This is a genomic window from Pseudomonas sp. LARHCG127, from assembly GCF_052871455.1.
Map to the genome: position 1 here is coordinate 1 of NZ_JBIXJT010000011.1, position 18,813 is coordinate 18,813.

24 protein-coding genes are annotated in these 18,813 nt (G+C 61.8%); 5 read left to right on the forward strand and 19 right to left on the reverse strand.

Going from position 1 to position 18,813, the window contains the following annotated elements; genetic code table 11:
* Positions 1–272: 272 nt before the first annotated feature.
* On the forward strand, positions 273–500 hold the full coding sequence (locus ACIPQ1_RS18875; protein WP_003199186.1) for a YheU family protein: 228 nt from the start codon (positions 273–275) through the stop codon (positions 498–500).
* Here ACIPQ1_RS18875 and csrA read toward each other — a convergent pair.
* From csrA to ACIPQ1_RS18890, 3 genes are all read right to left on the reverse strand, one after another.
* On the reverse strand, positions 489–689 hold the full coding sequence (csrA, locus tag ACIPQ1_RS18880; protein WP_053120338.1) for a carbon storage regulator CsrA: 201 nt from the start codon (positions 687–689) through the stop codon (positions 489–491). The genes ACIPQ1_RS18875 and csrA overlap by 12 nt on opposite strands.
* Positions 690–840: 151 nt before the next feature.
* A complete protein-coding gene (locus tag ACIPQ1_RS18885) occupies positions 841–1,173 on the reverse strand; it encodes a YnfA family protein (RefSeq protein WP_060743066.1) in 333 nt (110 codons plus the stop codon).
* A gap of 57 nt (positions 1,174–1,230) precedes the next feature.
* Complete coding sequence (locus ACIPQ1_RS18890; RefSeq protein WP_446534600.1) at positions 1,231–2,046, reverse strand: SDR family oxidoreductase; 816 nt, start codon at positions 2,044–2,046, stop codon at positions 1,231–1,233.
* Between the two features lie 345 nt (positions 2,047–2,391).
* On the opposite strand from ACIPQ1_RS18890, the gene ACIPQ1_RS18895 reads away from it, so the two are divergent.
* Entirely contained in the window at positions 2,392–2,544 is a 153-nt protein-coding gene (locus tag ACIPQ1_RS18895) for a DUF3309 family protein (RefSeq protein ID WP_003183939.1), read from the forward strand.
* A 63-nt stretch (positions 2,545–2,607) separates the two neighbouring features.
* Here the strand turns inward: ACIPQ1_RS18895 and ACIPQ1_RS18900 are convergent, their stop codons facing one another.
* On the reverse strand, positions 2,608–4,701 hold the full coding sequence (locus tag ACIPQ1_RS18900) for an LTA synthase family protein (protein ID WP_250963535.1): 2,094 nt from the start codon (positions 4,699–4,701) through the stop codon (positions 2,608–2,610).
* A 118-nt stretch (positions 4,702–4,819) separates the two neighbouring features.
* On the opposite strand from ACIPQ1_RS18900, the gene ACIPQ1_RS18905 reads away from it, so the two are divergent.
* Complete coding sequence (locus ACIPQ1_RS18905; RefSeq protein ID WP_411386833.1) at positions 4,820–5,041, forward strand: hypothetical protein; 222 nt, start codon at positions 4,820–4,822, stop codon at positions 5,039–5,041.
* A 104-nt stretch (positions 5,042–5,145) separates the two neighbouring features.
* On the opposite strand, the gene ACIPQ1_RS18910 is transcribed toward ACIPQ1_RS18905, so the two are convergent.
* The 10 genes from ACIPQ1_RS18910 to ccmA all read right to left on the reverse strand — a co-directional run bounded on the left by ACIPQ1_RS18910 (position 5,146) and on the right by ccmA (position 12,533).
* On the reverse strand, positions 5,146–5,553 hold the full coding sequence (locus tag ACIPQ1_RS18910; protein ID WP_186728633.1) for a hypothetical protein: 408 nt from the start codon (positions 5,551–5,553) through the stop codon (positions 5,146–5,148).
* Positions 5,554–5,567: 14 nt separating this feature from the next.
* Complete coding sequence (gene ccmI / locus ACIPQ1_RS18915; RefSeq protein WP_446534601.1) at positions 5,568–6,770, reverse strand: c-type cytochrome biogenesis protein CcmI; 1,203 nt, start codon at positions 6,768–6,770, stop codon at positions 5,568–5,570.
* Positions 6,763–7,236 carry a cytochrome c-type biogenesis protein gene (locus ACIPQ1_RS18920; RefSeq protein ID WP_186704695.1) on the reverse strand — a complete coding sequence of 158 codons (474 nt, stop codon included), beginning with the start codon at positions 7,234–7,236 and terminating at the stop codon, positions 6,763–6,765. The genes ccmI and ACIPQ1_RS18920 overlap by 8 nt, the downstream gene beginning before the upstream one ends.
* Positions 7,233–7,769, reverse strand: a complete 537-nt coding sequence (locus ACIPQ1_RS18925) for a DsbE family thiol:disulfide interchange protein (RefSeq protein ID WP_186728631.1) — start codon at positions 7,767–7,769, stop codon at positions 7,233–7,235. Before ACIPQ1_RS18925 ends, ACIPQ1_RS18920 begins: the two co-directional genes overlap by 4 nt.
* A complete protein-coding gene (locus tag ACIPQ1_RS18930; RefSeq protein WP_411386831.1) occupies positions 7,766–9,754 on the reverse strand; it encodes a heme lyase CcmF/NrfE family subunit in 1,989 nt (662 codons plus the stop codon). Before ACIPQ1_RS18930 ends, ACIPQ1_RS18925 begins: the two co-directional genes overlap by 4 nt.
* Before the next feature lie 3 nt (positions 9,755–9,757).
* Positions 9,758–10,213 carry a cytochrome c maturation protein CcmE gene (gene ccmE / locus ACIPQ1_RS18935; protein WP_039593064.1) on the reverse strand — a complete coding sequence of 152 codons (456 nt, stop codon included), beginning with the start codon at positions 10,211–10,213 and terminating at the stop codon, positions 9,758–9,760.
* Complete coding sequence (gene ccmD / locus ACIPQ1_RS18940; protein WP_003199159.1) at positions 10,210–10,386, reverse strand: heme exporter protein CcmD; 177 nt, start codon at positions 10,384–10,386, stop codon at positions 10,210–10,212. Before ccmD ends, ccmE begins: the two co-directional genes overlap by 4 nt.
* Positions 10,383–11,138 (reverse strand): heme ABC transporter permease, encoded by a 756-nt coding sequence (locus tag ACIPQ1_RS18945; protein WP_250965915.1) that lies wholly within the window; start codon positions 11,136–11,138, stop codon positions 10,383–10,385. The genes ccmD and ACIPQ1_RS18945 overlap by 4 nt, the downstream gene beginning before the upstream one ends.
* Before the next feature lie 94 nt (positions 11,139–11,232).
* On the reverse strand, positions 11,233–11,901 hold the full coding sequence (ccmB, locus tag ACIPQ1_RS18950; protein ID WP_003183957.1) for a heme exporter protein CcmB: 669 nt from the start codon (positions 11,899–11,901) through the stop codon (positions 11,233–11,235).
* Positions 11,898–12,533: a cytochrome c biogenesis heme-transporting ATPase CcmA gene (gene ccmA, locus ACIPQ1_RS18955; protein WP_186704691.1), complete on the reverse strand. Its 636-nt coding sequence runs from the start codon at positions 12,531–12,533 to the stop codon at positions 11,898–11,900. The genes ccmB and ccmA overlap by 4 nt, the downstream gene beginning before the upstream one ends.
* 200 nt (positions 12,534–12,733) lie before the next feature.
* Between ccmA and fliK the strand changes: the two genes are divergently transcribed.
* Entirely contained in the window at positions 12,734–14,305 is a 1,572-nt protein-coding gene (gene fliK / locus ACIPQ1_RS18960; RefSeq protein ID WP_446534602.1) for a flagellar hook-length control protein FliK, read from the forward strand.
* Positions 14,302–14,631, forward strand: coding sequence for an EscU/YscU/HrcU family type III secretion system export apparatus switch protein (locus ACIPQ1_RS18965; protein WP_186704689.1), 330 nt, complete (start codon positions 14,302–14,304; stop codon positions 14,629–14,631). Before fliK ends, ACIPQ1_RS18965 begins: the two co-directional genes overlap by 4 nt.
* 426 nt (positions 14,632–15,057) lie before the next feature.
* On the opposite strand, the gene ACIPQ1_RS18970 is transcribed toward ACIPQ1_RS18965, so the two are convergent.
* The 5 genes from ACIPQ1_RS18970 to motD all read right to left on the reverse strand — a co-directional run bounded on the left by ACIPQ1_RS18970 (position 15,058) and on the right by motD (position 18,811).
* A complete protein-coding gene (locus ACIPQ1_RS18970) occupies positions 15,058–15,453 on the reverse strand; it encodes a DUF2802 domain-containing protein (protein WP_003183966.1) in 396 nt (131 codons plus the stop codon).
* Position 15,454: 1 nt separating this feature from the next.
* Positions 15,455–15,940, reverse strand: a complete 486-nt coding sequence (locus ACIPQ1_RS18975) for a chemotaxis protein CheW (RefSeq protein WP_003199144.1) — start codon at positions 15,938–15,940, stop codon at positions 15,455–15,457.
* A 72-nt stretch (positions 15,941–16,012) separates the two neighbouring features.
* A complete protein-coding gene (locus tag ACIPQ1_RS18980) occupies positions 16,013–16,888 on the reverse strand; it encodes a CheW domain-containing protein (protein ID WP_446534603.1) in 876 nt (291 codons plus the stop codon).
* A gap of 197 nt (positions 16,889–17,085) precedes the next feature.
* Positions 17,086–17,877, reverse strand: coding sequence for a ParA family protein (locus ACIPQ1_RS18985; protein WP_053120309.1), 792 nt, complete (start codon positions 17,875–17,877; stop codon positions 17,086–17,088).
* A gap of 49 nt (positions 17,878–17,926) precedes the next feature.
* Positions 17,927–18,811 carry a flagellar motor protein MotD gene (motD, locus tag ACIPQ1_RS18990; RefSeq protein WP_411386828.1) on the reverse strand — a complete coding sequence of 295 codons (885 nt, stop codon included), beginning with the start codon at positions 18,809–18,811 and terminating at the stop codon, positions 17,927–17,929.
* Between the last annotated feature and the right edge of the window lie 2 nt (positions 18,812–18,813).

The window sequence follows — 18,813 nt, forward strand, 5'->3', positions numbered from 1 at the left end:
TGGTCAGGAGAAACACGTAACTGGAGGCCAGTCGGGACGGTGTATCTGAACCCTGAAAGAGAGCTTACTGTGATCGCAAAAGTGGCATAACAAAACGGTGACGCGACAACTACCTTGAAAAACGCCGCCCACATGGGGTCTGCAGTACGCCTCAGAAACCCTGTGGGAGCGAGCTTGCTCGCGATGAGACCAGAACAGCCACCACAAAACCCAGGCTAGCCGCAAAAGCCCATTGGCCGTAGCATCGCCCTATTGTCTAGCTGAGGTCCCCCATGCTCATCCCCCACGACCAACTCGAAGTCGACACGCTCACTCGCCTGATCGAAGATTTCGTGACCCGCGACGGCACCGACAACGGTGACGACACGCCCCTGGAGACGCGGGTGCTACGGGTCCGGCAAGCCCTGACCAAAGGCCAGGCCTTGATTGTCTTCGACCCGGAAAGCGAACAGTGCCAACTGATGCTCAAGCACGACGTGCCCAAGCACCTATTCGACTGAACAGGCCTTGCGGGCGGCGTTAGCCTTTTTCCTCTGGATTTTTTCATAGATTTCGGAGCGATGGACATCGACGTGCCGTGGCGCTTCGACGCCAAAACGCACGGTGGTGCCACTGACCGACAGCACCCGGACGGAAATATCGTCACCGATGGAAATCAACTCGCCCACAGCACGGCTTAATACGAGCATGGTTCTTGTCCTTAAGAATGTCTGGACCCTGACCATGCCCGGCCTGCTTTCCGTTCTCAAGACACCGGCGAGAATTCAGTAAGGCCCTACAAGCAAAGCTCTCGCGACTGAAGGAAACGTCCTGCAAAAACCTGACGAACCGTAGGTTATTTCAGGAAGCCGAGAGCCGTGGGCCAAATAGAATCACGCTCGCCCCCAACACGCAGAGCGCCACGCCAATCCAGTCGGAACCCAGTGGCCGGACCCGCTCCACCACGGCCAGCCAGCCGATCGAGGCAATGATATAGATACCGCCATAGGCGGCGTAGGCGCGCCCGGCGTAGGTCGCTTCGATGCGGGTCAGCAACAGCGCGAACAAGGTCAGGCTGAGCAGCGCCGGGGCGATCCACCAGGCGCTCTTGCCCTGGCGCAGCCACATCCAAAAGGCGTAGCAACCGGCGATTTCAAACAGCGCGGCGAGAAAGAACCACAGGTAGTTGAGCATGCAGATGTCCATCAAGAGGGCCGAATGGCGCCATCCTGAGGACATCGCGCAGCCAGGTCAATTCAGGTTCTGGCGGGCCTTGGCGCGCATCTTGTCGGCCATGGCCGTCATTTCGTCGTAGAGCAACTGTGGGTTCTTCTGCTTGAGCGCCCAGGCCATGCGCCCCTGTTCATGGGGCAGGATCATGAACTGCCCTTGGGCCACTTGCTGGTAGACGTAGTCGGCAATGTCAGCGGCGCTGATCGGTGAGCTTTCCAGCAACTTGCCGACCTGGGCCTTCATGGCTGGGGTCGGCCCCCGGAAGGAGTCCAGCAGATTGGTCTGGAAAAACGACGGGCACACCACGTGGACACCGACTTCCTGCTGCGCCAACTCTACCAGCAGGCTCTCCGATAACGCCACGACGCCTGCCTTGGCCACGTTGTAGTTGCTCATGGCTGGCCCCTGCATCAAGGCCGCCATGGAGGCGATGTTGATGATCTTGCCGCGGCTCTTTTCCAGCAATGGCAGGAACGCCTTGCAGCCCTTGACGACGCCCATCAGGTTGATCGCGATCTGCCAGTCCCAATCTTCCAGGGACAGTTCACTGAAAAACCCACCCGAGGCAACGCCGGCGTTGTTGACGATGATATCGATACCGCCGAGCTTTTCTTCGCAAGCCTGGGCGAACGCCGTCAATTGGCTGTAGTCGCGCACATCGCAACGCTGGATGAAGCCTTCACCACCGGCAGCGCGCACCAATTTCAGAGTTTCCACCAGGCCCGGCTCGCTGACATCCGACAAGGCCAGGCGCCAGCCTTCACGAGCCCAGCGCAGCGCGATTTCGCGACCCAGGCCGGAGCCGGCCCCTGTGATCATCATGCGATTTTGCATAGCAAACAGCCTTGTTCCGGGAGAGATAGGCCGAGTGTAGCGAAGGCGCCTGCCGGACCCACGCTCCATCAGATTGCTGAATGGCGGGGGCAAACTGTAGGAGCTGGCGAAGCCTGCGATCTTTTGATCTTTCGCTTGGGATTCAAGTGTCTGGGGAAAGATCGCAGCCTCGTTTCACTCGACAGCTCCTACACAGCTCCTACCAGCGCCTACCGGCGCCTACAAAAACTTTGAATTTTTTACAGGACGTTACGGTCGGACTTATTAAGCCGCCCGGATTTAACACATGCGCGCTGGTAGTTGGAAGTTGCATCACTCCAGAACCAACCAATAAGGAAATCTACGATGGGCACAATACTTATCATTATTCTGATCCTCCTGCTGATCGGTGGTCTTCCGGTCTTCCCGCACTCCAGAAGTTGGGGCTACGGTCCGTCCGGTATCATCGGTGTAGTGTTGGTGGTGCTGTTGGTCCTGCTATTACTGGGCAAGATATAAACCACTAAGTAAGCGCAAAAAAAAGAGGCCTCTGCAGGCCTCTTTTTTTATGCTCGCCGTTTCTCAGTCCGGCTTACCGTCAATCACGCCGGCGGTGTTATCCAGCAGGCTCTTGGTCGCGGTTTGCAGGAACGATTCGAGCTTGAGCTTCATCTCAGCCGTCTCCGGTGCATCCGGGATGACCTCTGCATGTGGATTGGCGCCCAGTTGATAACGGAACAGTTTCGGTGCCATTGCCTTTTCCTCTGGCAACACCAGGATCTTGTCGTCGTGGATAAGTGCGGTGGTCTGATCGCTACCCGACGGTTTGATCACGCCAAAACCGGTGTCGCCTGGCGGCAGATTCAACAGGTCGCGGCCCCAGCACTGGTTGCGCACTTCTCCGCCGAGCCGGCCCATGATGGTCGGGACGATATCGACCTGGGTGCCAATGGTGTGGTTGCGCTGGCCGAATTTTTCCTGGACGCCCGGCCCGATCAGCAGCATCGGCACATTGAAGCGGCCCAGGTCCATCTCGGTGATCTGGCGCTCGTTGCCGAAGCCATGGTCACCGACCACGACGAACAGGGTTTCCTTGAAGTAAGGTTCCTTGCGGGCCTTCTCGAAGAACTGGCCCAGCGCCCAATCGGAGTAACGCATGGCGGTCAGATGTTCGTTCAGGCGGCCACGGTCAGTGACCGGCTCCACCGGCAACGGCGTCGGCAGCGCATAAGGCGTATGGTTGGACAGGGTCTGCAGCAACGCATAGAACGGCTTGCCGTTTTCCCGCGCCTTGAGTTCGATCAGGCCCCGGTCGAACATGTCCTGGTCGGACACGCCCCAGGTCGGGTCGGAGAACACTGGGTTCACGTAGTCGTTACGCCCGATGAACGTGGTCATGCCCTGGCTGCTGAAGAAACCCGACTGGTTGTCCCAGGCAAAATCGCCGTTGTAGACATACACGTCGTCGTAGTTGCGGGCGCTGAGCAGTTGCGGCAGACCAGACAGCTTGTGGCTGCCCTCCGGCGTCTGCATCAGGTATTCGAAACCCGGCAGGTTCGGGAAGCACGCCATGGTGGCGAACATGCCTTGGTGGGTGTGGGTGCCATTGGAGAAAAAACGGTCGAACAACAGGCCTTCCTTGGACAGTTTGTCCAGGTAAGGCGTGATGTTGCCCGGCGCGCCCAGGGCGCCCACCGAGTGACCGGCCATGCTCTCCATGAGAATCACGACCACGTTCTTGATCGGCAGGGTCTTGTCCGCTGGCGGCGTGTAGTCGCGGCGCACGGCGGCTGTCTCGGTGTCCACGAGCTTGTCGTCAGGCATCACCAGCATGTCGCGCACGGTCTGCTGTGCCAGCGGTTGCTCGAGTGTGGCCTTCCAGATGTTGTCACGATGTTCGGACAGCCGGCTCTTGGCCGCCGCCACCAGTGACAAAGTGCCATTGAGGCCCAACTGGTTGGCGAAGTTCGAATCAGTGGTGTAGACGTCGCCCCAACGCAGTGGCGGACCTTGGCGCAGGGTACCGCGCGCAGCGGCCACGGCCACCACCAGGCAAACCATGAACACCGCGACACGTCCGTACCACGGGGCGAGCTGACGCGTTCCGATGCTGCCGCCGCTGAACGGCCCACGCGGGCGGGTGGCATGGTCGGCGCCCTTGAAGGCCAGGCTCAGGATAAGGGTGCCGCCCACCCAGGCCAGCAGGTAACGCACTACCGGAAAACCGTACCAGAGCATGCTCATCACGGTTTTCGGGTCTTCCTTCACATACTGGAAGACCAGGCCGTTGAGGCGCTGGTGGAATTCACGGTAGAAGTCCATCTCCATCAAGCCGAGGAACAGCGCAACACTGGAGGTAATGGTCAGCCAGAAACGAAAGAAGCCACGGGCGGCCATGGCCCTTGCGCTGAACAATGCCAGCAGCAACGGGATGCTGAGGTAGACCACCAGGCGCAAGTCAAAGCGCAGGCCATTGAAAAACGCTTCAACGAAGGTCGAGGCCGGGGTGTCGAGGATCATCTCGCGGTTGTAGACCAGCAGCGCCACGCGCAGCAGGCTCAGCATGACCATCATCACCAGGGCGCAAAGCAACGTGTAGGCCAGGTGCGATTTGACGGTCGGTTGCAGCAGGCGATGCGTGGTGCGCTGCTGACTCAGGGCGTCCGGGATTGCCATGTCGTTTAAGGACCCTATTGGAGTTGGAGTGACAAAAAAAGAAACAACGGCGCGCCCTCTGTTGGCCAAAGCCTGGCCCCGGGGCTTGCGCGAGTGCGCAAATGTTGCACGAACGGCTATGGCATTGCCATTAAATAACCGGCGGCGATATGAGCGCGGGGGATTGTCCGCAAGATTTGGTGAAAATTTCGTGCAAAGAATATTCGGAAACACAAAAAGCCCGGCCTACCGCACGGTTGTGCCGAACGCCATTGTGGTGGAGGACTTGATTGTGGCGAGGGAGCTTGCTCCCGCTCGGCTGCGCAGCAGTCGTAAAACCTGGATAGCGAAATATGCCTGACAGACCGCGGTGGCTGGATTGGGGCTGCTTCGCAGCCCAGCGGGAGCAAGCTCCCTCGCCACAGGGTTGCCGATCACTTCCAGATCAGTGTGAAACGACCACTTTCAGTGGAACTTGCGCCCCAGCCCCGCCGGCACGCCTTCGATGGTGGTTTCTTCCCACGGGCCGTTCGGGCTGACGGAGCGGCTCCAACCGTTGTTCCAGCGGAAATAGGTGCGCTGGCGGTAGAACGTATTGGTCTGGTTATCCAGCACATAGACCCCCAGTTTGGCATCCCAATGGCTGTTGCCACCCGGTGGCGGGGCGAAACTGGCGGAGGTACGTGGCACCGGCTTGGCCGGTTTGTTCGGGATGACTGGCTTGCCAGGAGGCGTGGACGGGGCCGGCTTGGTGGTCGGGGTCGACGGTGGAATCGGTGGCAGTGGCGCCGAGGGCTCCGGCGGACGCTGGACCGCGCAAGCGCTCAGGCCCATGACGAGCGTGAGCAGGGTGATACGAGCGATGGCGGTCATGGTGCGAATTCCTGTTATTTATCCGGACTGTCGATGGTCAATTGTTGTTGCGCCGTGGTGCTGCTCGCCAGGGGCTGGCTGCGGCCGATCCACTCACCCGCGGTCGGCTGGCCGGCCCGGGAGACGCGCGCCATCAGTTGGACTTCGGGGAAGTTCGACAGTTTCAACTGGGGCATCATGGCGTCCGCATCGCCCAGTTCAACCGTGACCGGCAGATCGGCCACCGTCAGGCGCTTGACGGCCAGGGGTGCCGGCGGGCCGGAAACGGCGCGGGCAAAGATGAACACGCTGTCGCCCGGCTGCACCTTGGCCTTGAGCTCTGGCGCCAGGTCGACGCGAACCTTGAGCAATGCACCGGTCTTGGCCTGCGGGGCCTGGACGACTTTGCCGCCGCCGGCTTGCAGTTTCTCGGTGGCGCGGGTAATGCCGCCCTGTAGCGCCTCACGGGATTTGTCACCTTCCGGCAACTGCGCGAGCAGGCGCCCCCAGTAATCGATCGCCTCCTGATAGTGTTCGCCTTCGAATGCGGCGATACCCAACAGGCCGAGGCTGGTGACTTCCTTCGGATCGAGCTTGAGCGCTTCGTCAGTCAAGGCCTGGACCTTATCCGACCATTTCTTGCCATCGGCGAAATACTGCGCCTGGGCCCATTGGCCCAACAGTTCCGGTTGGCGACCGGCGACCGCCACGGTGCGCTCGAAGATCTTCGCCGCATCCGCGGGCCGATCCTGGGCCATGTAGGTACGCCCGAGGAAATACAGGCCTTCGGCCGAGTCCGGCTGCGCCGCCACTGCGCGTTCCAGGCGCTGGGTCATCTCTTCCATCGACTGCGGCGCCTGGGCGAATTCGCGGGTCAGCTCGACCTTGTCACTGGCACCGAAATGCAGGTACAGCGCCAGGCCCAGCACCGGCACCAATACGGCGGCGAGCAACGGCAACGGTTTGCCCAGCCGGGATTCGCGCGGCGCATCGGCGCCCTCGGTGTCGGCGAGCAGCTCCCGGGCGGCTTCGGCACGACCGGTGTCCAGTTGCGCGGCGTTGAGCACGCCCTCCTCCCGCTCGGCTTGCAGTTCGGCCACACGCTCCTGATACAGCGCCACGTTGAGGGCGGTGCGGTCCTCTTCGCGTTGAGCGCGACGACCACGCAGTACAGGGATCAACAGAAAACTCAGGGCAACCAGAAGAAGCAGACCTGCGGCGAGCCAGAAATCAATCATGCTTGGTTTTATCCAACAGTTGGTCGAGGCGCTGGCGCTCTTCGACAGAAAGCGTGTCCGGTGCGGCCGTGCGCTGGACCCGGCGCCGGCGCACGATGACTGCGATGATCACGAGACCACCGAGCAACAGCCCGGCGGGGCCGAACCAAAGCACCGCGGTCTTGGAGGACAGGGCGGGGTTGTAGCGCACGAACTCACCGTAGCGATCGACCATGAAGTCGATGATCTGCTGGTTGTCCTTGCCCTCGCCGAGCATGCGGAAGATTTCCTTGCGCAGGTCGGCGGCAATCGGGGCGTTGGAGTCGGCGATGTCCTGGTTCTGGCATTTGGGGCAGCGCAGTTCCTTGGTCAGCTCGCGAAACCGCTCGCGCTCGCCGTCGTTGGCGAATTCGTAGGTGTCGATGGCCGCCTGGGCCACACCGACCAGGCTCAACCCCAGGATGGCAGCGGCTAACCAGCGCTTCATGGCTTGGCCTCGTCCACCAGGGACTGGTATTTGGCGGCCAGTTTCTCGCGCCAGACCTGTTCGTCGATCACGCCGACGAACTTGTCGCGGATCACGCCCTTGGCATCGATGAAGAAGGTTTCCGGCGCGCCATAGACGCCCAGGTTCAGGCCCAGGGAGCCGTCTTCGTCACGAATGTCCAATTGGTACGGATTGTGAAACTCGGCCAGCCACTTCAGAGCGTCGGCATTGACGTCCTTGTAGTTGACGCCGTAGATCACCACGCCGTTCTGGGCCAGTTTGTTCAGCACCGGGTGCTCGACCCGGCAGGAAATGCACCAGGTGCCCCACACGTTGACCAGCGCCGGCTTGCCCAGCAGGTCGGCACGGGTCAGGGTCTTGTCGCCTTGCACCGAAGGCAGGGAAAACTCCGGGAATGGCTTGCCGATCATCGCCGAGGGCAACTCGCTCGGGTTCAGGTACAACCCCCGGTACAAAAACACCGCCATCAACAGGAACAGCGCCAGCGGCAACAGCATCAACCAACGTTTCATGCAGTGGCTCCCGTCACGCCCAGGGCTTCACGCACCCGGGTTCTCACCTTGACTCGATAACGCCGATCCAGCGCCGCCAGTACCCCGCCCAGGCCGGTGAGCAAACCACCGAACCAGATCCAGCGCACGAACGGCTTGACATGAACGCGCACCGCCCACGCGCCGTCGCCCAGGGACTCGCCCAGGGCCACGTAGAGATCGCGAGTGAACCCGGCATCGATCCCGGCTTCGGTCATGACCGAGTTCTGCACGGTGTAGAGGCGTTTTTCCGGGTGCAGCACGGTGATTTCCTGGCCGTTGCGAATGACCCGCACGGTGCCTTTGTCAGAGGTGAAGTTCGGTCCTTCGAAATGCTTGGCGCCTTCGAACACGAACTGATAACCCCCCAGGTCCATGGACTCCCCCGGCGCCAGGCGCAGGTCGCGCTCGGCACTGTTCTGGCTGGACAGCACCACACCCAAGGCACAGACGGCGATGCCCAGGTGGGCGATCTGCATGCCCCAATAACTGCGGGTCAGGGATGGCAGGCCTTTGATCAGGCCTTTGTGGCGGGTCTTGTCGAAGATGTCCCGGACGCCGGCCAGCAACACCCAGGCCGCCAGCACGAACGTCGCCAGCACCGCCCAGTTGAAATCGCCATAGGCCACGCCGGCCACCACGGCCAGGGCGGCCGTGCCCAGCAGCACCGGGGTCAACATGCCCAGTAGCCACTTGACCGGGGTGTCTTTCCAGCGCACCAGCACACCGATGGCCATCACCACCATCAGGATCGCCATCAGCGGGATGAACAACGCGTTGAAGTACGGCGGACCCACCGACAGCTTGGCGCCGGACAGTGCATCGAGCACCAGCGGGTACAACGTCCCCAACAGGATCATCGACGCCGCCACCACCAGCACCAGGTTGTTGCCCAGCAACAGGGTTTCCCGCGACCAGAGGTTGAAGCCGACCTGGCTCTTGACCACCGGGGCACGCAGGGCGAACAGCGTCAGCGAACCGCCAACGACGAACAGCAGGAACATCAGGATAAACACGCCACGTTCAGGGTCCGAGGCAAAGGCATGCACCGACGTCAGCACGCCGGAACGCACCAGGAACGTGCCCAACAGGCTCAACGAGAACGCCGCGATGGCCAGCAGCACGGTCCAGCTCTTGAACACACCGCGCTTTTCCGTGACGGCGAGGGAGTGAATCAGCGCGGTACCCACCAGCCAAGGCATGAAGGATGCGTTTTCCACCGGATCCCAGAACCACCAGCCGCCCCAGCCCAGTTCGTAGTAGGCCCACCAGGAGCCCAACGTGATACCGACACCGAGGAAGGCCCAGGCGACGATGGTCCACGGGCGCGACCAGCGTGCCCAGGCGGCATCGAGACGCCCGCCGAGCAACGCGGCGATGGCGAAGGCGAAGGCCACGGAAAAACCGACGTAGCCCATGTAGAGCATCGGCGGGTGAACGATCAGGCCGATGTCTTGCAGCAATGGATTGAGGTCGCGGCCATCCATCGGCATCTGCGGCAGGATGCGCTCGAACGGGTTGGACGTGACGATCAGGAACAGCAGGAAACCGGTGCTGATCATGCCCATGATCGCCAGTACGCGGGCGAGCATCACGCGTGGCAGTTGCCGGGAGAACACCGAGACGGCGAAGGTCCAGCCCGCGAGAATCAATGCCCACAACAACAGCGAACCTTCGTGGGCGCCCCACACCGCGCTGAACTTGTAATACCAGGGCAAGGCGCTGTTGGAGTTGCTGGCGACGTACTCCACGGAAAAGTCGTCAGCCATGAACGCATAGGTCAGGCAACCGAAGGCGAACAGCAGGAACGCGAACTGCCCCCATGCCGCCGGCTGTGCCAGGCTCATCCACAACCGGTCGCCACGCCAGGCACCGAGCAGGGGCACCACGGCCTGTACCAGGGAGAAACACAGGGCCAGGATCATCGCCAGGTGGCCCAACTCGGGAATAAAGATACCAGCCGTCATCGGTCAGCCCTCCTTCACAGGCGCGGGTGCCGACTGGCCGCTGTCTTTCAGGGCCTTGGTCACTTCCGGCGGCATGTATTTCTCATCGTGCTTGGCCAGCACTTCATCGGCGACCACTACGCCGTCAGCGTTGAGCTTGCCCAGGGCGACGATGCCCTGCCCTTCGCGGAACAGGTCCGGGAGAATGCCGCGATAGGTGATGGTCACGGTCTTGTTAAAATCGGTGACATTGAATTTCACGTCCAGCGAATCCCCGGAACGCACCAGCGAGCCCTGCTCCACCATGCCGCCGGCGCGGATGCGCGTGTCTTTCGGCGCTTCGCCATTAGCGATCTGGGTCGGGGTGTAGAACAGGTTGATGTTCTGCTGCAAGGCGCTGAGAGCCAGGCCGACCGCGGCACCGACACCCACCAGGATCGCCAGAATGATGACAAGACGTTTTTTGCGCAGCGGATTCACTGACCGTTCTCCCGGCGCAGACGACGCGCCTCTTGTTGCAGATACCGCTTGCGGGCCAGGATCGGCACCGCCACGTTGAGAGCCAGCACCACCAGGCAAATGCCATAGGCTGACCAGACATACAGGCCATGATGGCCCATGGCGAGGAAATCGCCGAATGACGCGAAACTCATCGAGCGGCCTCCAGGCTGTTCTGTACTTCGGCCTTCACCCAACTGGCCCGGGACTCGCGCTTGAGCACTTCCAGGCGCATGCGCAGCAACAACACCGCGCCAAAGAAACAGTAGAAGCCCAGTACCGTCAGCAGCAGCGGCAGCCACATTTCGATGGGCATCGCCGGTTTTTCGGTCAGGGTGAAGGTCGCGCCCTGGTGCAAGGTGTTCCACCACTCCACCGAATACTTGATGATCGGGATGTTGATCACGCCGACAATCGCCAGCACCGCGCAGGCCTTGGCCGCGCTGTCACGATTGCTGATGGCGTTGCCCAGCGCAATAAGACCGAAGTACAGGAACAGCAGGATCAGCATCGACGTCAGCCGCGCATCCCAGACCCACCACGAACCCCAGGTCGGCTTGCCCCAGATGGCCCCGGTGACCAGCGCCACGGCGGTCATCCAGGCGCCGATGGGGGCAGCGCATTGCAGGGCGACGTCGGCCAGTTTCATCTTCCACACCAGCCCGACCACACCGCACACCGCCAGCATCACATAGATGGACTGGGCCAGCAGGGCCGTGGGCACGTGGATATAAATGATGCGAAAGCTGTTGCCCTGCTGGTAGTCCGGCGGGGCGAAGGCCAGGCCCCACACCACGCCAGAACCCATCAATAGCAGCGCGAAGAGGCTCAACCAGGGGAGCAGTTTGCCGCTGATGCCGTAGAACCACTTGGGTGAGCCGAGCTTATGAAACCAGGTCCAGTTCATTGCTGTTTCCATCACGGTTGCGGTTCGTCATCACGAACCGCCGGGTCTGCCTTTACTTCCAGGGAAGTGGTCAATTTTTGACCAGGCCTCGTTATTATTCGCCGACGCTGATTTTCAGGCCAGCGGCTATTGCGAAGGGTGTCAGGGTTATTGCCAGGGCGGTCAGGCTCCCAAGCCACAGCAGATAACCGGTCGCGGGCATGCCTTGCAATGCGGCTTGCAAGGCACCGCTGCCCAGGATCAACACCGGGATATACAACGGCAGGATCAGCAGCGCCAACAACAGGCCGCCGCGCTTCAAACCCACCGTCAACGCCGCGCCCACCGCACCGAGCAAGCTCAGCACCGGAGTGCCCAGCAGCAGCGACACCAGCAGCACCGGCATGCACGCGGCGGGCAAGCCCAGCATCATCGCCAGCAGCGGCGAGAGCAGCACCAGTGCCAGCCCGGAAAAAACCCAGTGTGCCAGTACCTTGGCCAAAACCAGAAGGGCCAGGGGGTGCGACGAAAGGACCCACTGTTCCAGTGAGCCGTCTTCGAAATCACTGCGGAAAAGCCCGTCCAGCGAGAGCAGGACCGATAAAAGCGCGGCCACCCAGACCAGTCCTGGGGACAAGGTTTGCAACAATTGAGTCTCCGGACCGACCGCCAACGGGAAGAGCGCGATGACAATCGCGAAGAATACCAGCGGATTGGCCAATTCGGCCGGACGACGAAACAGCAGGCGCGCCTCGCGGGCAAGCAGCAGGCCAAACACACTCATACGGCCCAGTTCCCCAGATCGATATTGCGATAACCGGACGGCATCCGCGCCAGCGTGTGGTGGGTCGTCAACAGGACCATGCCGCCATTTTCGCAGTGCCGGGCCAGGTGTTCCTCGAGTTGCGCGACGCCCTGCTTGTCCAGGGCCGTGAACGGCTCGTCGAGAATCCACAGCGGCGGGCCGTCCAGGTACAACCGGGCCAAGGCCACTCGGCGCTGCTGGCCGGCGGACAGGGTGTGGCTCGGCACATCCTCGAAGCCGCGCAGCCCGACCGCCGCCAACGCTTGCCAGATCGCCTCGCGCTCGGCCGGCGTATGCAGTGCACAGAGCCAACTGAGGTTCTCTTCGGGGGTCAGCAAATCCTTGATGCCCGCGGCGTGGCCGATCCAGAGCAGGTTACGGGCCAGTTCGCTGCGCTGGCTGTGCAAGGGCTGGCCATTGAGCAACACTTGCCCTGCGGTGGGCTGCATCAACCCGGCGAGCAGGCGCAACAGACTGGTCTTGCCACTGCCGTTGGGGCCACTGATCTGCACCATGTCGCCAGGCGAGAGTCTCAATTCCAGATGTTCGAAAAGCAGCCGCAAGTCTCGCTCACAGGCGAGGCCAACGGTTTGCAGGAGAGGACTGGTCAAGGGATCGCGGGCCTTATACGGTGTTCAAGTCGGCGGTGCAGCGGCCGTTAAAGAGGTGCAGCATAGATGCTTTGACGGCCTGTTCCACAGAGCTGCGTCAAACAATTGCAAGGTTTTCGCCACTCCCTGAAAGACGGGCGGCATTATACATGCCCTGACCTACTCTCAAGAGAGCTTATTTCCCCAAGGTAAGACCGCAAATGACAGGCGACATGAACATCCTGCCGCTGCCCCAGGCCACGGCAACGACGCGTATGCCAACGGTGACGGGGGAGCTGCTCAAGTTGCTGGCGCCAGCCGAAGGGCTGATCGGGCCCGGCCAGACCGCCAAGGCCGAAGTGCTGTCGCTCAAGCAGGCGGACCAGACTTTTCAGCTACTGCTCAAGGTCACCCTGGAAAGCGGTCGACAGGCCACCGTGCAGGCCACCAGCACCCAGCCACTGCCCCAGGGCACCAGCCTGGCCGTGACCCAGCCGTCCGCCAGCAACCTGGCGATTGCCGTGCAACAGGCCGTTGCCTCCAGCGTTGCCACCTTGACGCGCATCGACACCGCGCAGATGCCGGTGGGCACGTTGCTGCAAGGCAAGGTGTTGACCAGCCAGGCGTTGCCCGCCTTACCCGGACAGCCGGTGGTCTACCGGTCGTTGGTGAGCCTGCTCAACACCGTCCAGGCTGGCAGCACCCTGGACATCGACAGTCCCCAACCGCTGCGCATCGGCACACTCTTGAGCGCCCAGGTGCAAGATGCCCAGACGCTGAAATTCGTACCCCTGAGCAACCGTCAGGAGCAACTGGCGGTGAGCCAGCAACTGGTCACCCAAGTCAGCCGCCAGGGCTCGCTGGACAGTCTGATCACTGCGCTGCAAAACCTTCCCGTCACTGACGACACAGAAACACAGCTGCGCGCGGCGGTGACTCGCTTGCTGGCAGGCCTGCCGGATGCCCAGCAACTGAGCACGCCCAAGGGCGTGGCCCAGGCCATGATCGCCAGCGGTGTGTTCCTGGAAAGCAAACTGCTCGCCGGACAGCCACCGAGCCTGGCGCCGGACATGAAGGGCGACCTGCTGAAACTGATTGCCCAGCTGACACCGGCCCTGCCCGCCTCGACCAACCTCGGCGCCATCATTGCCGCCAACACGCTGGCCCAGGCCCTGCCGAGTTTCGTACGCAGTGCCCTGGGGATGCTCGGCCAGGTCAGCGCCAAACCGTCGCCCACCAGTTTTCCGCTGCCCTCCCGGCAGTTGAAAGAGCAGGACGAAGAAGGCGACCTGGAACACCTGCTCCGCCTGGCCGCCGCGGCCGTGTCGCGCCTGCAAAGCCATCAGTTGTCGAGCCTTGAACAGACCGGCCTGACCGACGACGGCCGACTGATGAGTACTTGGCAGTTGGAGATCCCGATGCGCAACTTGCAGGACATCGTGCCATTGCAGGTCAAGTTCCAGCGCGAGGAAACCCCGCCCCGGGAACAACCCGACGAACGCCGGGAAGAACGCGAGCCGAAACAGCAGCTCTGGCGGGTGGAACTGGCGTTCGACGTGGAACCGCTCGGCCCCTTGCAGGTCCAGGCCCAGTTGCTCAGCGGCAGCCTGTCCAGCCAGTTATGGGCAGAACGGCCTTATACGGCGAGCCTGATCGAAAACAACTTGACCGCCTTGCGTGAACGCCTTGTGACCTGTGGCCTGAACGTCGGTGAGCTGGACTGCCACCTCGGTACCCCGCCCCAAGGCCCCAAGACTCGCCTGGAACAGCGTTGGGTGGACGAAAACGCATGACCACCCACACCGAACCCCGCCAGGCCATCGCCCTCAAGTACGACGGCCACCACGCCCCGACCCTCACCGCCAAGGGCGACGAGGCCCTGGCCGAGGAAATCCTGCGCATCGCCCGCGAAAGCGAAGTGCCGATCTATGAAAATGCCGAGCTAGTGAAGTTGCTGGCACGGATGGAGTTGGGGGACAGCATCCCGGAGGAACTGTACCGCACGATTGCCGAGATCATCGCGTTCGCCTGGAACCTCAAGGGCAAGTTTCCGCAAGGGTTTGACCCGCACGCGCCGAGTGTCGAGAAGGACGTGACCGACCGCGGCGACGATTACTGATCAAAGCGGCGGTATGATCAGTCGGTGAGCGCCAGAAAACCTGTGGGAGCGAGCTTGCTCGCGATGACGGAATCACACCCGACATTTCTATCGACTGCCACACCGCTATCGCGAGCAAGCTCGCTCCCACATTGGATCTGCGGCAGAACGCAGCATCGTGGCGAGGGAGCTTGCTCCCGCTCGGCTGCGCAGCAGTCGCAAAACCGGGCGATACGGTCTGCTGCGGGGGCCCGCTTCGCAGGCCAGCGGGAGCAAGCTCCCTCGCCACAAGCGCTGCGTGTGCTGGAATGATCAGGCGTGAGCAGCAGAAAAACCTGTGGGAGCGAGCTTGCTCGCGATGACGGAATCACACCCGACATTTCTATCGACTGCCACACCGCTATCGCGAGCAAGCTCGCTCCCCACATTTCGATCGGAGTAAAGCGATCAGCCGCCCTTGTGCAGCTTGCTCATCAACTCCGCCTCGGCCTGGGTCAGGCCGCAGGCTTGGGTCAGTTCGTCGACGCTGGCGCCCATGCCCACCAGGCGGGCGGCCTGGGCGAAGGACAGGCTGGAGGGGTCGCGCTGTTCCAACTGGGCGAGTTTGTCCGGCAACGGCGCGACCACGGCACGCAGCTCATGGAGCGCTTCGCCCATGCGCACGGTGCCGTTCTGGTAATCGTCGACGCGCTTGGCCAGGTCCTTGATGCGCTGGTCGCGCAGCGCATCGCCCTGGGCCTGCTGAGCGGCGATCTGCCGCTGGCCACGTATGTATGCCAAGAACATCGCCAGCGTGCCTGCCCAGAAAAGGAACAGGACAATGACAGCTACCTCAAGAATCAAATCAGATACTCTCCAGTTCCGACCACTCTTCTTCGCTCATCATCTTGTCCAGTTCAACCAGAATCAGCAACTCGTTGTTCTTGTTGCACACGCCCTGAATGAACTTGGCGGACTCTTCGTTACCCACGTTCGGCGCGGTTTCGATTTCCGACTGACGCAGGTAAACCACTTCGGCGACGCTGTCGACCATGATGCCAACCACTTGCTTGTCGGCTTCGATGATGACGATCCGGGTGTTGTCGCTGATCTCGGCGTTCATCAGGCCGAAGCGCTGACGGGTATCGATCACGGTGACCACGTTGCCGCGCAGGTTGATGATGCCCAGCACATAGCTCGGTGCACCCGGTACCGGGGCGATCTCGGTATAGCGCAGCACTTCCTGAACGCGCATCACGTTGATGCCGTAGGTTTCGTTATCGAGCTTGAAGGTCACCCATTGCAGAATCGGATCTTCAGAACCCTTTTGAGACGACGCCTTATCATTCATACCCTGACCCCTCGAAAAACCGCCTGTGGCGGCGTGTATTCTGTCCGGCGACGCTGCGCGCCACCGGTTGTCTTATTTCGGTTTCTGGACCGGCTTCTTGCTGCCGCCCAAGTGTTTTGCCCCGCCGCTGGCGATCAACTCCGCCAGTTCGGAAACGTCCAGCAAGGCGCACATGTGCTCGATCACCGTACCGGCCAGCCATGGCCGTTGCCCTCGATGGCTGCGCCACTTGATCTCGTTCGGGTCCAGGCGCAGCGAACGGCTGACCTGGTGCACCGCCAATCCCCACTCATAACCTTGCACCGAAATCACGTATTGCAAGCCCTGGCGAAAGTCGTCGCGATAACGGTCCGGCATCACCCAACGCGCCGTATCCAGCACCTTCAGGTTGCCGGCCTGGCTCGGCAGGATCCCGAGGAACCATTCCGGCTGGCCAAACAACGGCGTCAATTCCTGCCCGGCCAGGGAGTAGATCGACCCCAGGCAGACCAGCGGCACCGCCAGGGTCAACCCGGCCACATCGAACAGCAAACACTCGAACGGCTCGGCAGCCCAGGCCGGACGGTCGTCGCCCGGCACCGGTGGCGGCGGACTGCTCGGCGGCAAGTGGACTTCCACCACCGGCGTCACCAGGCTCTGCAGCAACGGGGCAACGGTCGAGACCGGCGCCAGGATCGGCGCTGGTGCTTGCATCACCGCCAGTTGAGGTTTGATGAGCGGTGTTTCGACCGCCGCAGCCACCACTGGTTTGCGTGCATCACGGGCCTGCTCTTCGAGCACGGCCGCTTGAAACTCATCCAGCACACCCTCGGCTTCGACGGGGTCGGGCAACGCCTCGATCACGCTTGGCGGCGGTGGTAGTTCTTCGGTCGCTTCCTGCAACAGCCCATCCAGATAGGACTGCAGGGCCATTTGCGGACGCGAGGTTGTCTTTATCGGGCGGCTCATGGGAACAGTGCGCCACTTGAAGAGGTTATCGGCATGAATGCCATGAGACTTGAGCTCGCAAAACTGTCAGACATCCGAGTAGGAGCTGCCGAAGGCTGCGATCCTTTGATCTTGATCTCCGGAATATCCATGCTCACTGAAAGATCGCAGGCTGCGCCAGCTCCTACAACGCCTGCTCCCGCATACAGAAATTTCAATCAGGCCACCTGCTGCGGAACAAGCTGTTGGGCCAGCAGGTGCTTGAGCAGCGCCCGGTAAGCCAGTACGCCACGGCTCTTGCCATCGAATTGCGAAGGGGTCACACCGGCACGGCTGGCATCGCGCAGGCGCGTATCAACGGGGATATAGCCTTGCCAGATGTCCTCCGGGTACATGTCCCGCAAGACACGCAGGGTGCCCAGGGACGCCTGGGTGCGACGGTCGAACAGGGTCGGCACGATGTTGAAGGCCAGCGTCTGCTTGCGCGAACGATTGACCATCGCCAGGGTATTGACCATGCGCTCCAGGCCCTTGACCGCCAAATGCTCGGTCTGCACCGGGATCACCAACTGCTGGCTGGCCGCCAGGGCATTGACCATCAGCAAACCCAGCAACGGCGGGCTGTCGATGATCGCGTAATCGAAATCCTGCCACAGCTGCGCCAGACTCTTGGCGATCACCAGGCCCAGGCCGCTCTGTCCGGGCGACTGTCGCTCCAGGGTGGCCAGGGCGGTGCTCGACGGCAACAGGGAAATCCGCTCGTCGCTGGTGGACAACAGCAACTGCCCCGGCAGGCCCTCGGGCACCACGCCCTTGTGCAGGAACAGGTCGTAGTTGCTGTGCTCCAGGCTGTCGGGATCGTAGCCGAAATAACTGGTCATCGAGCCGTGGGGGTCCAGATCGACGATGACCACGCGCTTGCCCGCCTCGGCCAGCAACCCGGCTAAAGCGATGGAAGATGTGGTCTTGCCCACACCACCTTTTTGATTGGCGACTGCCCAGACTCTCATTCGGATCGTTCCTCCCGGCCGAAACAGGCTCGACCGAGAAATAGCTCGGTTATAAAGCGGGTGACGGAGAATTGACGGCACTCTGTCTTCCCGGCGACTTGACCGGTGCCGGTGCAGTTTGTGTGCCAGCCCGCTTCAATGCCGCGTCCGGGGTTGCATTGGCCGTACCGGTACCGGTCAGGCTGCGACGCACATCGAGGTTGCGCGACACCACCAATATTACGCGACGGTTGCGCGCACGCCCCTCGGCGGTGGCGTTGTTGGCCACCGGCTGGAACTCGCCATACCCCACCGATGCCAAGCGCCCGGGATTGAGCCCCTGCATCGCCAGCATGCGCACGATGCTCGCCGAGCGGGCCGAGGACAGTTCCCAGTTAGTCGGATACTGCGCAGTACGGATCGGCTGGTCGTCGGTGAAGCCTTCGACGTGGATCGGGTTGTCGAACGGCTTGAGGATCGCCGCGACCTTATCGATGATGTTGAACGCCATGTCGCTGGGCATGGCGTCGCCGCTACCGAACAACAGGCTGGAATTGAGTTCGATCTCGACCCACAGCTCGTTGCCGCGCACGGTCATCTGGTTCGAGCTGATCAGGTCGCCGAACGCCGCGCTGATGTCGTCGGCGATGCTTTTCAACGGATCGCTACTGCCGGCGACACCGGCGTCGACCTGCTCGCTGTCCTTGACCAAGGGTTTGGCCGGCGTGGTGGTCTTGGGCCGCTCCTCGCCGATCGGAATGGGCTTGAGAGCCCGGTCGGAGTCAGTGAAGACCCCGATCAACGCCTCGGAAATGACTTTGTACTTGCCTTCGTTGACTGACGAAATCGAATACATGACCACGAAAAAAGCGAACAGCAGCGTGATGAAGTCGGCGTAGGAAACCAGCCAGCGTTCATGGTTGACGTGTTCTTCACGATGCCTGCGACGTGCCATGC